The organism is Enterococcus sp. DIV2419 (genome assembly GCF_051711865.1).
In the GTDB taxonomy this organism is placed as follows: Bacteria; Bacillota; Bacilli; order Lactobacillales; family Enterococcaceae; genus Enterococcus; species Enterococcus faecalis.
Window position 1 is genome coordinate 1,212,512 of the sequence record NZ_JBIONS010000001.1, and the last position, 15,770, is coordinate 1,228,281.

Annotated in this window: 11 protein-coding genes; 10 read left to right on the top strand and 1 reads right to left on the bottom strand. The window is 37.7% G+C overall.

All coding sequences use genetic code 11. The annotated features are described in order from the left end of the window. Nucleotides 1-161 precede the first annotated feature (161 nt). From IGI97_RS05630 to cydC, 4 genes are read left to right on the top strand one after another with little or no spacing between them, the layout of a single operon-like run. The gene (locus IGI97_RS05630; protein ID WP_002356974.1) at nt 162-1,580 is read left to right on the top strand and encodes a cytochrome ubiquinol oxidase subunit I; all 1,419 of its coding nucleotides are present in this window, start codon (nt 162-164) and stop codon (nt 1,578-1,580) included. Then, nucleotides 1,577-2,590 (top strand): cytochrome d ubiquinol oxidase subunit II, encoded by a 1,014-nt coding sequence (gene cydB, locus IGI97_RS05635; protein WP_002356976.1) that lies wholly within the window; start codon nt 1,577-1,579, stop codon nt 2,588-2,590. Before IGI97_RS05630 ends, cydB begins: the two co-directional genes overlap by 4 nt. A gap of 4 nt (nt 2,591-2,594) precedes the next feature. Then, complete coding sequence (gene cydD, locus IGI97_RS05640; protein WP_002377046.1) at nt 2,595-4,328, top strand: thiol reductant ABC exporter subunit CydD; 1,734 nt, start codon at nt 2,595-2,597, stop codon at nt 4,326-4,328. Next, nucleotides 4,325-6,091 carry a thiol reductant ABC exporter subunit CydC gene (gene cydC, locus IGI97_RS05645; RefSeq protein ID WP_025191006.1) on the top strand — a complete coding sequence of 589 codons (1,767 nt, stop codon included), beginning with the start codon at nt 4,325-4,327 and terminating at the stop codon, nt 6,089-6,091. The genes cydD and cydC overlap by 4 nt, the downstream gene beginning before the upstream one ends. Before the next feature lie 79 nt (nt 6,092-6,170). Here cydC and IGI97_RS05650 read toward each other — a convergent pair whose 3' ends face one another. Further along, complete coding sequence (locus tag IGI97_RS05650) at nt 6,171-7,151, bottom strand: polyprenyl synthetase family protein (protein ID WP_002360015.1); 981 nt, start codon at nt 7,149-7,151, stop codon at nt 6,171-6,173. Nucleotides 7,152-7,272: 121 nt separating this feature from the next. Between IGI97_RS05650 and IGI97_RS05655 the strand changes: the two genes are divergently transcribed. The 6 genes from IGI97_RS05655 to IGI97_RS05680 all read left to right on the top strand — a co-directional run bounded on the left by IGI97_RS05655 (nt 7,273) and on the right by IGI97_RS05680 (nt 15,673). Further along, nucleotides 7,273-8,178 (top strand): prenyltransferase, encoded by a 906-nt coding sequence (locus IGI97_RS05655; RefSeq protein ID WP_202562552.1) that lies wholly within the window; start codon nt 7,273-7,275, stop codon nt 8,176-8,178. Nucleotides 8,179-8,206: 28 nt separating this feature from the next. Further along, on the top strand, nt 8,207-9,418 hold the full coding sequence (locus tag IGI97_RS05660; protein ID WP_002360017.1) for an NAD(P)/FAD-dependent oxidoreductase: 1,212 nt from the start codon (nt 8,207-8,209) through the stop codon (nt 9,416-9,418). A 313-nt stretch (nt 9,419-9,731) separates the two neighbouring features. Beyond that, nucleotides 9,732-12,155: a DNA translocase FtsK gene (locus IGI97_RS05665; RefSeq protein WP_002364367.1), complete on the top strand. Its 2,424-nt coding sequence runs from the start codon at nt 9,732-9,734 to the stop codon at nt 12,153-12,155. 130 nt (nt 12,156-12,285) lie between these two features. Then, nucleotides 12,286-12,987: a GntR family transcriptional regulator gene (locus tag IGI97_RS05670; protein WP_002356983.1), complete on the top strand. Its 702-nt coding sequence runs from the start codon at nt 12,286-12,288 to the stop codon at nt 12,985-12,987. A gap of 117 nt (nt 12,988-13,104) precedes the next feature. Continuing rightward, a complete protein-coding gene (locus IGI97_RS05675; RefSeq protein ID WP_016633309.1) occupies nt 13,105-13,854 on the top strand; it encodes an ABC transporter ATP-binding protein in 750 nt (249 codons plus the stop codon). After that, complete coding sequence (locus IGI97_RS05680) at nt 13,844-15,673, top strand: ABC transporter permease (RefSeq protein ID WP_142956483.1); 1,830 nt, start codon at nt 13,844-13,846, stop codon at nt 15,671-15,673. Before IGI97_RS05675 ends, IGI97_RS05680 begins: the two co-directional genes overlap by 11 nt. Nucleotides 15,674-15,770: the final 97 nt, after the last annotated feature.

The window sequence follows — 15,770 nt, forward strand, 5'->3', positions numbered from 1 at the left end:
AGATTGGAATTATTCTATATTACATGCATTTTCACACTTTTTGGAAAAGTTCACTTGAATTTTCTTTTAGTTTTGTAGATAAAAGGAGTCATCGCTAATGGAAATGAACAATTCAGGTAAGCTTGTTTCTTTGTGTGGAGGCAAATCAGGGAGGAAATAATATGTTTGATATTGTAACATTGGCGAGAATCCAATTTGCGATGACAACAGTTTTCCACTTTTTCTTCGTACCGTTTTCAATAGGATTAGCACTTGTTGTAGCAATTATGGAAACAATGTACGTTGTGAAAAAAGAGGAACGTTATCGTAAAATGGCCAAGTTTTGGGGAAATATATTCCTATTAAGCTTCGCTGTTGGGGTTGTAACCGGGATTATTCAAGAATTTCAGTTTGGGATGAACTGGTCTGATTATTCTCGATTCGTCGGAGATATTTTTGGGGCACCGTTGGCGGTAGAAGCGCTCTTAGCTTTCTTCTTAGAGTCAACATTCTTAGGTTTATGGATCTTTACTTGGGATAAAATGAATCCAAAAGTTCACGTAACCTTTATCTGGTTAGTCGTATTCGGTTCAATGATGTCTGCTTTCTGGATTTTAGTTGCCAATAGTTTTATGCAACATCCAGTAGGTTATGTCATCAATAATGGCCGTGCTGAAATGGTGGACTTTGTAGCTGTCATCAGCAATCCAAAAGTTTGGTATGAATTTTCACACGTTATCATGGGCGCCTTTACATTGGGCGGCATGGCAGTAGCTGGTATGGCTGCTTTCCAATTGTTGAAAAAACGGGATATTTCATTCCACAAAGCATCTATGCGCATTGGTTTATGGGTTACTTTGTTCGGTTCAATCGGCGTTTTATTAGCTGGCGACTTGCAAATGAAAGCTCTAATTGAAGGACAACCAATGAAATTTGCGGCGATGGAGGGGGCCTATGAAGACTCTGATGATCCTGCTGCTTGGACATTGATTGCTTGGGCAGATGAACGGGAACATAAACAAGTTTTTGGTATCGATATTCCGTATATGCTAAGTATTTTATCGTATAACAAATTATCAGGTTCGGTTGATGGAATGGATACAGTCAACAAGCGCTTGGTAGAAAAATATGGGGATGATAAAAATTATTATCCACCAGTTAACACTTTATTCTGGAGCTTCCGTATCATGGCTGGTTTTGGTGCCTTAATGTTATTGGTTGCTGCCTTAGGACTATTCTTTACAAGGAAGAAAAAACCATCTCTGTACGAGAAGAAATGGATGCTGTGGATTGTTGCTTTATGTACGTTCGCACCATTCCTTGCGAATACAACAGGTTGGTTAGTCACTGAATTAGGTCGTTATCCCTGGACTGTCTATGGATTATTTACGATTGAACAAAGTGTTTCACCAAATGTATCGGTTGCTTCATTAATTACGTCAAATGTCATTTATTTCTTATTATTTGCTGGTTTAGGTAGTGTCATGGTTTACTTGGTCATTTTAGAATTACGTAAAGGACCAGACTATGAAGCGAAAAAATTAGCGAAAGAAAATGAACCAGCGTTGGATCCATTTGATAAGGGGGTATTTGGCGAATGAGTACACTACAATTATTATGGTTTGTCCTTATCGGCGTCTTGTTCTCAGGTTTCTTCTTCTTAGAAGGATTTGACTTTGGTGTTGGAATGGCCGTTCAAACGTTGGCACACAATGACGACGAAAAAGATCAAGTCGTTGCAACAATTGGACCTGTTTGGGACGGAAACGAAGTTTGGCTATTAACAGCGGGCGGCGCAATGTTTGCCTCTTTCCCATATTGGTATGCTTCATTATTTAGTGGCTACTATTTAATTCTATTTACGATTTTATTTGGCTTAATTATTCGCGGAGTTTCCTTTGAATTCCGCCACAACATGCCGGAAGGTAAACGTCGTCGGATGTGGAACTGGACGCTATCAATTGGTAGTTTCCTTGTACCGTTCTTCTTTGGTATTTTGTTTATCAGCTTAGTCCAAGGGATGCCTTTAGATGCAAACGGCAATATGCATGCGCAATTTACGGATTATTTTAATCTGTTTTCAATTGTTGGTGGTGTAGCCTTAACATTACTTTGCTACTTACACGGTATGAACTATATTGCTTTAAAAACAGAAGGCCCAATTCGCGAACGTGCTCGAAATTATGCAGAAATCTTATACGGCGTTTTATATGTCGGTTTAGTAGTTTTTGCAGTGTTGATGTACTTCAAAACGGACTTTTATGAAAAGAACTTTGCGGTCACTTTAATTTTAACGTTAGCAATTGTGGTCTTAACGGTCATTGCTAATGTTGGGGTGTTTAAACGCAAAGAGATGTTAGCTTTTCTAGCGAGTGGTTTAACATTAGTTGTACTAGTTGCTCTCTTGTTCAGTGGCTTGTTCCCACGTGTTATGATTGGTAGTGAAGGTTTTGATTTGTTGATTAAAGATGCAACAAGCACACCATATACACTAAAAATTATGACGTGGATTTCTTTAAGCATTTTACCATTCGTGTTAGCTTATACTGCTTGGTCCTATTATATTTTCAGAAAACGTATTTCACAGACAGCCGTACCAGAGGGGTATTAAATCTATGATTGATAAAGACATCTTACAGATGCCTAAAATCAAAAAAATTCTTGTCTTGCTTGCAGGTTTTTCTTTCCTGCAAGCAGTCTTTATAATTGGGCAAGCTTTTTTTCTTTCAAAAGCCATTGTCGGCCTTTGGAGTGGCGGGCATCTTAACCAACAACTACAGAGTATTTTACTCTTTTTTATTTTTTATCTTGGTCGACATGTTATTACGTATTTTCGTGAGAGAATGCTCGATACATTTAGTTATGAACGCTCGAAAGAATTACGCGAACAATTATTAACTAAAATTTTCCGTTTGGGGCCAAATGTTGTTCAAAAAAATGGGACTGGAAATATGGTTACCATGGCTTTGGAAGGCATCAGTCAAACCGAAAATTATTTACAATTGATTTTGACAAAAATGATGAATATGATGATTATTCCTTGGATTATTTTGGCCTTTGTTTTTACACAAGATATTCGTTCAGGCGTAACATTGCTGATTGTTTTTCCGATTATTATTATTTTTATGATTGTGTTAGGTTATGCAGCACAAAGTAAAGCGGACAAGCAATATGCGGCGTTTCAAATGCTTTCCAATCATTTTATTGATTCCTTACGAGGAATTGACACGCTGAAACTGTTTGGGTTGAGTAAAAAATATGCTGGGAGTATTTACCATACAAGTGAACGATTCAGAAAAGCGACCATGAGTACGTTGAAAATTGCTATTTTATCAACCTTTGCGTTAGACTTTTTTACGACATTATCGGTAGCTGTTGTGGCAGTTTTCCTTGGATTAAGTTTATTAAACGGCACGATTTTATTATTTCCTGCCTTGGTTACTTTAATTTTAGCACCTGAGTTCTTTTTACCGATTCGTGATTTTTCAAGTGATTATCACGCAACCTTAGATGGAAAAAACTCTTTTCAAGCGATCCAAGCGGTATTAGCATTGCCAGAAGCAGAACAGACCGATGTGCTCACGTTAGATGATTGGCATCAAGAAAGTCAGTTGTCAGTCACAGCGTTAAATTTTTCCTATGAAGATGCAACGCAAGAAGCGATTCAATCGTTGCAATTCTCTGTTGATGGTCGTAAAAAGATTGGAATTATTGGGGCGAGTGGTTCTGGTAAGTCAACGTTAATTAATTTATTAAGTGGCTTTTTATTACCAACAGAAGAAACGAGTCAATTGGCGATAAATGGCCAAACGATTCCACATTTTTTACAAAAAGACTGGCAAAAACAAATCCTTTATATTCCGCAAGCACCATATATTTTCCAAGATACTTTGGCAAACAATATTCGCTTTTATACACCTGAAGCGACAGATGAGGCAATTCAGCAAGCGATTCAGTTAGTTGGCTTAGACGAGCTGGTTAAAGACCTTCCCGAAGGAATTCATACCTTAATTGGGGAAAGTGGTCGAATGTTAAGTGGGGGACAAGCACAACGAGTAGCGTTGGCCCGCGCCTTTGTTGATCAAAAACGCCACGTCTTGCTGTTTGATGAGCCGACAGCGCATTTGGATATTGAAACAGAAGTTGAAATGAAAGAGCGCATGTTGCCATTAATGAACGATCATCTCGTCTTCTTTGCGACACATCGTCTTCATTGGATGGAAGAAATGGATTACATTTTAGTGATGGAAAAAGGTCAATTAGTGGAACAAGGAACGCTAGCAGAGTTGATTGAAAAAGATGGCTACTATGTTCAATTAATGAAGCAAATGAGAGGAGGACGCCAATGATGGAAAAACAGCCGACAACGAAAGACGTTTGGAAAAACGATCAATGGGTTCGTCCTTTCTTAAAACGCTATAAAAAAACCTTGTATTTTGCCTTACTTTTAGGCTTCTTGACGTTCTTTAGCGCAGGGGCATTAATGTTTACGTCTGGTTACTTAATCAGTCGTGCGGCTTCCTTACCAGAGAATATTTTATTAATTTATATTCCCATTGTTTTAACAAGAGCATTTGGGATTGGCCGTCCTGTTTTTCGTTATGTGGAGCGTCTAACGAGTCATAACTGGGTGTTAAAAATGACCTCTGATCTGCGCTTGAAACTTTATAATGTGCTAGAAAAAGATGCGATTTTCTTTAAGACAAAATATCGCACTGGGGATATCTTAGGTTTGCTTTCAGAGGATATTAATCATATCCAAAACTTGTATTTACGAACGATTTTCCCAACTGTTATTGCTTGGATTTTGTATATCTTTTTAGTGATTGCATTAGGTTTCTTTTCTTGGTGGTTTGCTTTATGCATGTTACTGATGTTAGGAGTGGTTGTTTTTCTATTACCACTTGTTTCAGTTCTAGTGAATGGTGCGCGTCAAGAAAAACATAAATATGCCAAAAATGAGTTATATCAAACACTAACCGACAATATTCTAGGTGTGTCTGATTGGGTATTTAGTCAACGAGGCTCTGAATTCGTTGCTCGTTATGAAACAGATGAAGCAAACGTTCGTGTATTAGATGAAAAAATGAAGCAATTTAACCGTGGCCGAGACTTTGTTTTACAACTTCTGTTCGGTGTGATTGCGATTGCTGTCTTAGCTTGGACTAGTGTGCGGTTTCCAGGTAATCATGGGGGCGCAGCCAATTGGATTGGTGCCTTTGTTTTAACCGTTTTTCCGTTAATTGATGCTTTTGCTCCGCTACCTGCTGCAGCACAGGAAACAACGATTTATAAGGATTCCATTCGTCGTTTTAATGAGCTTCCTGAAGGGGAAGATGACTCAACAGAAGCGCCTGTTCAGCCAAATGGCACCAGTTTATCGATAGAACATTTGTCTTTTGCATATGAAAATCAAGCGAAAAAGGTATTAAATGACTTATCGTTAACAATTCCTGAAAAACAAAAATTAGCGATTTTAGGGCGCAGTGGTTCCGGAAAGAGTACGTTGGCTTCGCTCATTCGTGGTGATTTACGGCCTACTTCGGGAGAAATCCTTTTAGGAAACATCCCAACTGAGGCATTTGGTGAGACGATGACTGAATATATTGGGGTTATGCATCAAGCACCGTACCTATTTCGAACAACCATTTTAAATAATATTCGGATTGGTAGAGAAGAAGCAAGTGAAGCAGAAGTTTGGGCAGTTTTAGAAAAAGTTGGCTTAAAAGAAATGGTTACCCAATTACCAGAAGGTTTACAAACAATGGTGGATGAAGCAGGTTTACGTTTTTCTGGTGGCGAACGACATCGCTTGGCGCTAGCGCGGATTCTTTTGCAAGATACACCGATTGTGTTATTAGACGAACCAACTACTGGTTTAGATCCAATTACAGAACAGCAATTGCTGGAAACCTTTTTTGAGGCATTAAAAGATAAAACCGTCATCTGGATTACCCACCATTTGCAAGGCGTAACTTTAATGGATCAAGTGATCTTTATTGAAGATGGTCAATTAGAGATGAGTGGTACGCCAGAGGAATTACTTGCAACCAATGCGCATTATCAGAAACTTTACCGAATTGATCGTGGCATTAGTTCTTTCGAGGAATAAAAAAACGACTGGTTGTTGATTAAAGCAAACAATCAGTCGTTTTTCTATTTCAATTAATGGCAATTCTTCTATAAAACGTTTAAAATGAACGATGTAATAAGAGCTCAGTTAAGGAAAGTAAGGTTTCTTTTGCTGTGCCATCAGGCAATTGTTGAATATCAGTGATTGCTTTGTTGGTTACTTTTTTAGCAAAAGCTTGTGCTTCTGTAACGCCATGATAGTCATTGACTAGCGCCGCAACTTCAGCTGCCTCTTCTAAGGTAATGGCGCGTCCTTTATCCAAATAAGGGCTGAATACGTCAGGTGCTGCTTGATAAGCGAAGAGAAGGGGTAACGTATAAACACCTTGTGACAAGTCTTCTAAAGCGGGCTTTTTCAAGGTTTCCGTGTCGGCAGTATAATCTAAAATATCGTCATAGACTTGAAAAGCAATGCCAATATGACGGCCAATTCGTTTAGCTAAACGTTGGACTTCTTTTGAACTATGACCGAAATAGGCCCCTTCAAGACAGCTTAGTGAAAAAAGTTCGGCTGTTTTGCCGTTGACACTTCTTAAATAAGCAGGAATCGACATGCGGCGGTCAAATCGATGACTCATTTGATCGAGTTCACCAAGTAATAACCGTTTCATTCCTTGTGCATTGATTTTCATAAATTCAGAGCCATTCATGGCATCTGCAATCAAAGTAAAGAATTCAGTGAATAGTAAATCACCTGTGTAAACAGCCACGTCTTTACCATATTGTGATTGAATAGTCACAGCGCCTCGGCGCAATGGAGAATCGTCAATAATGTCATCGTGAATCAACGTAGCCATATGTAGGATTTCCAAAGATGCAGCTATTTTTAATAGTTGTTGTTTCTCTTGTTTTTCTTCATCACCCAGTTGAGCAAAAAGAAAGAAAAAAGCGGGGCGTAATAATTTGCCGCCAGAACGAGCCAAAGTTACTAAGGCTTCTTCAATGTCTTCGTTGCGTGTATGCAACGTTTGTTCAATTAATTCACATGTTTCCGTTAAAGAACGTTCAACGTCAGGAAACGACTTCCAAAATGTGTTCATAAATATACTACGATCCTTTCAGTGGTTCAATACTATTTGATTGTATACGAATTGGCGACAGAAATACAGTAATTAAGTTTTAAAAGTAACAAAGTTTGTAAAAAAGTAGCGGAGGGATAGTTTGAATCGAGAAATATTTTTTGAATTAGTAGAATTAAAAGCAAAAACAGCTAGTGTTTTGCCATTTTTGTTAGGAATTTGTTTTAGTTGGTACCAATATGGGCGGCTCCATGTTGGTTATGTTTTAATTTTTTTCATTGCGATGTTTATTTTTAATATGGCGGTCGATATTTTAGATAATTATAATGATTACCATCATGCCACAGAAGTTCATGATTATAAGGAAAAAACGAATATTATCGGTCGAGAAAATTTATCTTTGCCATTAATACGCAAAATGATTTTTTTGATGATTCTCGTTTCTGCTTTAATGGGGATTGGGTTGTCATTCATTGTCGGCTGGCCGTTATTAATTATGGGTCTTTATTGTTACTTAATTGGTATTTTTTATTCATCAGGACCGAAACCTTTGTCCAGTCTACCATTAGGGGAAGTTTTCTCAGGATTTACAATGGGGTTCATGATTACCCTTATTTGTGTCTACATTAATACGTTTGAAGTTTTCAATTGGTCAGCAGCTAATTTATGGGGGATTTTCTTAGTCGCCTTACCTAACACTTGTTACATCGCTAACTTAATGTTAGCAAATAATATCTGTGACTTAGAGGAAGATGAAAATAACAAGAGATATACATTAGTTCATTACCTTGGCAAAGCAAGTTCTTTGAAATTATTCGTCGGATTAAATACAATAGCAATGTTAGCCATTTTGTTAGCTGTCGGTTTAGGATTAACCCCGCCAACAATGTTACTCATGCTTTTAACTTTACCTTTTGTACGGAAACAAACCCAAGCCTTATTGAAGGAACAAGTGAAGAGTAAAACATTTGTTTGTGCTGTGAAGATCTTAGCTGTGGGAGCAACTGCACAAGTGCTATTTTTTGCCATAGGTTTGTGGTGGCTGTAAATTTTTTATAGAGTGGAAGGGAATCAAAATGAATAAGAAACATGTTGTTATTTTAGGTGCTGGTTACGCAGGCTTAAAAACATTACGCGAATTACAAAAAGGCGCCAAAGACGTCGAAATTACTTTAGTGGATCGTAATAACTATCACTACGAAGCAACGGACTTGCATGAAGTTGCTGCTGGAACACAACCAGCTGAAAAAATCACATACAATATTATGGATGTTGTCGATGAAAAAATGACAACCTTTATCCAAGGAACAGTTAAAACAATTGATGCTGCAACACAAACAGTTGCTTTAGAAGATGGCCAAACAATCAATTATGATTACTTAGTTGTTTCTCTTGGGTTTGAATCAGAATCATTTGGTATCCCTGGTGTGCAAGAACATGCTCTACAAATGGTAGATGTGAAAACGGCTTTAAACGTGTATGAACATATCCAAGAACAAATGCGTCAATACAAAGCAACTCAAAACGAAGAATTCTTAAAAATTGTTGTCTGCGGAGCAGGCTTTACAGGGATTGAATTATTAGGTTCTCTTGTTGAAAACAAACCAAAATTTGCTGAAATCGCAGGTGTCTCAGCAGATCAAATCCAAATTTATTGTGTCGAAGCAGTTACTCGCCTATTGCCGATGTTTAACGAAAAACTTGCGAACTATGGTGTGCAATTATTAAAAGATTCAGCTATTCATTTATTATTAGGTAAACCGATTAAAGAAATCAAACCAGGCGCAGTTGTTTATCAAGATAACGAAGCAGGCGACTTGGCAGAACTTTCTGCCAAAACAATTATTTGGACAACGGGTGTTAGTGGAAGCCACGTTGTAGGCGATTCTGGATTTGAAGCTCGTCGTGGTCGTGTCATGGTTCAACCAGATTTAACAGATGCGAACCATAGCAACGTCTATATTATTGGTGACTGCTCAGCAGTGATGGATACAGAAACCAATCGACCTTACCCAACGACAGCACAAATCGCCTTGAAGATGGGCGCTCATGCTGCTAAAAATATTCAAGCACAATTGAAAGGGGAAGCAACTAAACCTTTCAGCTTTAAATCACAAGGTTCTGTTTGTTCTGTCGGAAATACACGTGCTTTAGGAATTGTTGGTAAAACAGACATTAAAGGATACCCAGCTTCATTCATGAAAAAAATTATCATGAACAAAGCGCTCTTTGAAACAGGTGGTACCAAAGAAATGATGGCTAAAGGTCGTTTCGACTTATACCATTAAGAATCAGCAAAATAAGAAATAATGAGGTCGGGACAGAACCGTTTAGCTCCGAGAAATAAGAAGAAATTTCCGAAAATTGCTCTTTAATTTTTGGAGAATTTCGGCTTATTTCCGAAGGAGTTGGTTCTGTTCCCGCCGTTTATCAGTTTTTGAGCGTGGAGCAAAAATTCAAAGTGATTTTTGTCCCACGCTCATTTTTCTTAAATGAAAGTTTTTAAAAAATTTCCATGATTTTTCAAGTAAAATGAGGTGGGCACTTTTGTTCGATTCCATTTTTATGTATAATGAGAAGTGATGGAAAGAGGGAAGTTAAATGGCACAAAAAAGAGCAACAAATAAGAAAAAAAGTACGACAAAGAAAAAGACCAAAAAACAACAGCAACAACAAGAACGTTTAAATTATATGTTTCTTGGCCTGATTTTTATTTTATTCGGTGTCTTTGGACTCTTTCGCTTAGGGTTTTTAGGCACGTTATTAGCAAATTGTTTACGCTTAGTTGTAGGTAATACCTTTCCATTTGCAGCGATTTTACTAATCCTGTATGGCTTATTAGTCATGATTTATGGGAAAGATTTTCCGTTAAAAAGAGGTCGCCCTATTTTTGGGGCTGTTCTGATTTATATTAGTGTTTTGTTATTTTTCCATGCCTTTATGTTTCGAAATGTTAGTGGCAGTCAACCAGATATTTTAGGTAACACTTGGGAATTTTTGCAAAGCGATTTAAAAGCCAACCAAGTGACGCAAAACGTAGGTGGCGGTATGATTGGCGCGCTGCTTTATCAAGGAACGTACTTTTTGGTGGCACAATTTGGCAGCTATTTAATTGCCACCTTGCTACTGTTAGCGGGTATTTTCTTGATGAGTATGTGGGATTTTCAGCAAATTGTTGATCATTTCCAAAGTATTCAAGATCGCCTAAGTCATGTTTCGGCAAAATCACAGGCGCGACAAGAAGAAAAAGAGGCGAAGCGAGCAGCGAAGAAAGAAGCTAAGGCTGCAGAACGCCAAGCAAAAATTGAAGCCGCTGCCCAACAAAAATTACAAGAGCGGGAACGTATGGAACAAGCGGCAGCCGAGCGCTTAACAAAAACACCAGTTGAAACCCACCAACCAATGGTGGAAGAACCGGCCGCACCAACGCCTGTTCAAATTGATTCGTTTCAACAGCAAAATCAGGCGATGCCTGTACCACCAATTGCAGCAACAAAACCGCAACGAGAGCAGGAAGAAGAGGCGGCAGATGAAGCTGGTGTTCTCGAATTTGAAATTTCTGAAGAAGCGGAAGATCGTGATTATCAACTACCACCAACTGATTTGTTAGATACAATTCAAGCAACGGATCAAAGTGGTGAATATGAAAAAATCGAAAAAAACATTGGCGTCTTAGAACAAACCTTCAAGAGTTTTGGTGTTGATGCTAAAGTAGTCAAAGCTAGTTTAGGACCATCTGTCACAAAGTTTGAAGTTCAACCCGCTGTTGGGGTAAAAGTTAGCAAAATTGTTAACTTGACGGATGACATTGCTTTAGCACTTGCGGCCAAAGACGTTCGTATGGAGGCTCCGATTCCTGGGAAATCACTAATCGGGATTGAAGTTCCTAATAGTGCAATTAGTACAGTATCCTTTAGAGATATTGTTGAGGCACAACCAAGTCATCCAGATAAACTATTAGAAGTACCTTTAGGTCGAGATATTTCAGGGATGGTTCAAACTGCAGATCTATCAAAAATGCCGCATTTATTAATTGCGGGATCGACAGGGAGTGGGAAATCGGTTGCTATCAATGGCATCATCACAGGTATTTTGATGCAAGCGAAACCTCATGAAGTAAAATTAATGATGATTGACCCGAAAATGGTGGAATTGAATGTGTATAACGGGATTCCTCATTTATTAACGCCAGTGGTTACTAATCCGAGAAAAGCGGCACAAGCCCTGCAAAAAGTAGTTCAAGAAATGGAATTTCGTTATGAAAAATTTGCAGCAACAGGCGTCCGAAATATCACTGGTTACAATCAACTAATTCAACAGAAAAATGCGGAAGATGGCGAAAATCGTCCGATTCTGCCATTTATTGTTGTCATTGTTGATGAGTTAGCTGATTTAATGATGGTGGCAAGTAACGAAGTAGAAGATGCGATTATCCGCTTAGCCCAAATGGCACGGGCAGCAGGCATTCATATGATTTTAGCGACACAACGGCCAAGTGTGGATGTCATTACAGGAATCATCAAAGCAAATGTCCCTTCTCGAATGGCTTTTGCGGTCTCAAGTGGGACAGACTCGCGTACCATTATTGATACCAACGGGGCGGAGAAACTATTAGGTCGAGGCGATATGCTCTTCTTACCAATGGGAGAAAATAAACCAATTCGTATCCAAGGGGCCTTTATCTCTGATCAAGAAGTCGAACGAGTGGTTGCGTTTGTAACGGACCAACAAGAAGCTGAATATCAAGAAAGCATGATGCCAACAGATGAACCGACCACTTCAGGCGGTGGCGAAGCTCCTCAAGATGAGTTGTTTGAAGAAGCGAAAAACTTGGTGGTTGAAATGCAAACAGCTAGTATTTCATTGCTACAAAGACGTTTTAGAATTGGCTATAATCGTGCGGCTCGCTTAGTAGATGAATTGGAAGCACACGGAGTTATTGGACCATCAGAAGGTAGCAAACCAAGAAAAGTCTTTCTACAAGCGGAATCAGAAGAGGCAGCAACCGAGACGCCAGAACAATAAACAAAAAGAACAAAAATAGATAAATTTATCTATTTTTGTTCTTTTTTTATAATTTCAGCAAAGCATCATGTTATAATCATCATTTTCTGGTAAAATAGAAAGGAATAGTGCGGTTGGGAGGGAGCGTATCATGAGAAGAAAGAGCGTGCTTTATTTAGAAGTAGCAGATCAGATTAAAGAAGATATTTTGAGTGGCAAGTATCCAGTAGGAACGTTTTTACCAACAGAAACAGAATTGGAAGAGATGTTTAACGTTAGTAAAATTACGATTCGGCGGGCAATCGAAATGTTAGCAACGGAAGAATTTGTTGAGAAAAAAAGTGGCCGAGGCACAACTGTGTTAAGCAATCGTCCCTATAATAAACTATCAAAAGCAGGGACATTCACTGAATTTTTGAATGAATCAGGTCAGAAAGTAACCAAAAAAGTTTTACAGGTTGAAAACTTGACGTTGTCAAAAGAGATGCCGGCTTATCAATTTTTAGGAGAAGAAGTGGTTCACCTTTCACGGTTATATCTAATCGATGAACAACCCTATATTTATTTTAATTACTATTTGCCAGCTGCCATGAAAGACGTATCATTGACTGAATACAAAGAAGAATCCTTGTATCGTTTGATGGATCGACATGCCATTGAAATTTATAAATTTGAAGACCGTTTTGAAGTTGCAACTTTGACAGAAGCAGAGCAAAAGATGTTGCAAACAACTGAAACAACGGGCTTAAAAAGAATTCGGCGTTCGTTAAGCCCAACAGGTCGTTGCGTAGAATATTCAGAAGCTATTTATAATACGAAGATTCATCCTTATGTGATTGAATATGAAGCATAACTTTTAAAAGAATAACAGTGCACTTACAGTAATGTAAGTTCATTGTTATTCTTTTCTATTGTCGTTTTTTTTCGTTTTCGATACACTAAATGAGTGAGAAGAATAGGAGTGGAAAATATGTTAGAAGTACAAAATTTGAAAAAAGTTTACGGAAACGAAATTAAATATGAAGCTTTAAAAGGGATTAATTTAACTGTCCAAGATGGTGAATTTATTGGTATTATGGGGCCTTCTGGAAGTGGGAAAAGTACACTTTTAAATTTATTGGCAACAATCGATAGTCCAACAGAAGGTGAAATACTTTTAAATGGAAAAAATCCAAACAATTTGAATCAAGAACAAATTGCTAAATTCCGTCGTACAGAATTAGGATTTGTTTTTCAAAGCTTTAATTTAATGCCAACATTAACTGTTGAAGAAAATATTATTTTGCCATTGACGCTTGATGGAGAAAAAGTCTCTGTAATGAAACGACAATTAGCAGAATTAAGTGAGCGTTTAGGTATCAATCATCTGTTGAAAAAACGAATTGCAGAAATTTCTGGTGGACAAGCACAACGGGTCGCCGTTGCTCGGGCAATGATTCATCATCCACAATTATTATTGGCTGATGAACCAACAGGAAACTTAGATACGAAATCATCTAAGGATGTGATGGGCTTGTTACAACAATTAAACGAAGAAGAAGCGGCGACTATTTTAATGGTGACCCATGATCCGCTAGCCGCAAGTTATTGCAAGCGCATCGTCTTTATTAAAGATGGTGAATTAATCGATGAAATTGTCCAAAACGGCAATCAAAAAGAGTTCTACGATTTAATCATGGTGAAACTGGCTGAGATTGAAGGTGTCGATAATGAATTTTAATCAGTTTGTTATAAGAAACACGATTCGAAATAAGCATTTATACTTGGCTTATTTCCTAAGTACAATGTTTTCTGTGATGATCTTTTTTACGTTCACTGGTTTTGTCTTTCACCCAGCCTTAGCTAATGGTTTAAATCCTAAAGCACAAATGGGAATGACGGCTGCGGCAATTATAATCTATGGTTTCTCTTTCTTATTCGTTTTATACTCGATGGATGTCTTTATCCAATCTCGGAAAAAAGAGTTTGGAACCTTGATGATTCAAGGGATGAGTCCAAAACAGTTAAAGAAAATGATTTTTATTGAAAACTTAGTGATTGGTTTCTTTGCTACAATTTTTGGTAGCATTTTAGGTGTTGGATTTTCACAGTTTATTTTATGGATTAGCAATTTATTGATGCATCTAGGTTTAGGTTTTTATTTGCCAGTGATGCCGTTTATCATTACTGTCATTTCATTTGCGGTCTTGTTCTTAGTAATTTCTTTCTTTATTCAATTCCGCTTGCCAAAAGCGACACTTCAAGAGCTATTAAAAGCAGGAGAAATGGGTAAAGGTGAAATCAAAAGCTCTAAAGTTAAATCTTTCTTAGCCGTGTTACTTTTAATTGTCGGTTACGGAATTGCTTTAGTTGCTAAGGGACAGTTAGTTTTAATGGTGATGTTCCCAGTAATTTTCTTAGTTATTTTAGGGACAAAATTCTTATTTGACCAATTGAGTGTTTCTGTCATTGAACGTTTAAAACGGAAACCAAAAATCTTTTGGAAAAAAACCAATATGGTCGTTTTATCAGATTTAGCATTCCGCATGAAAGATAATGCACGTTCGTTCTTCTTGGTTTCGGTGATATCAACGGTTGCTTTTGCTGCCATTGGAACGTTATACGGCGTGAACGAGATGATTTTTAAAGGAATAAGTTCTGTACCGTACGAACTGACATTATCTGATTCGACCAACCCAGAAAATCAAGAAATGAAACAATTTGCGACAAAAACATTCCAAGAAAAAAATATTCAGTTTGATCAGATTGATTACACAATGTACAAAACAAGTGCCGGTATCCAATTAATCAAAACATCTGAATATAATAAACTCGCAAAATTTATAGATGAACCAACTTTAACAGGTGAGAAAGTAGTTAATTTATCACAAAAAGATGCTCCTTCTGCTGCATCAGTAGATGTCAAATCTGTTCAATTGGGAAATGATCAAGTTTTAAACATTGATAAAACAGAAGAAACCAATGTATTACCGACTTTTGGCGGTGTGGTTGTTATCCCAGATAGTACCTCAACAGATGGAATCAAAGCGGAAACAGAAACAATTTGGCAGCCCAAAGCAGGAACCAATCGTGAAGAATTGATAAAAGCAGAAAATATTATTGGTGACAAGTATCCCATGTTAGTAGGAACAGCTGCAATGTCGGCAGCCATTACGCAATATTATACGCCAGTTCTATTTGTCGGACTATTTATCGGTATCGTGTTCTTTGTTTCGGCGGGTAGTTTCTTATACTTCCGTTTATACAGTGATATGAATACGGACGTTGAAAAATTCAAGATGATTTACAAACTTGGCTTGACGAAAAAAGAATTGAAGAAAATGATTTACCAACAAGTAGGTATTTTATTCTTTACCCCAATTGTTGTTTCATTTATTCATGGAGCTGTTGCTTTGAAAGCAATGTATGCTGTCTTAGATCAGCCAATGCAATTAGCTGGCTGGGAAGTTTTAGGCGTTTTCTTATTTATTCAGGTCGTTTACTATTTAATTGCCAGAACGTTCTACTTCAAAAAAGTTTATCACTTAGTGAAAGATTAATTATAAAAAATCGTTAAGCATGCACGCTTAACGATTTTTTTTTGATGTTCTTCGTGATATTGCATTCAAAGTGAGAATACGTTATAGTTATGAAGCG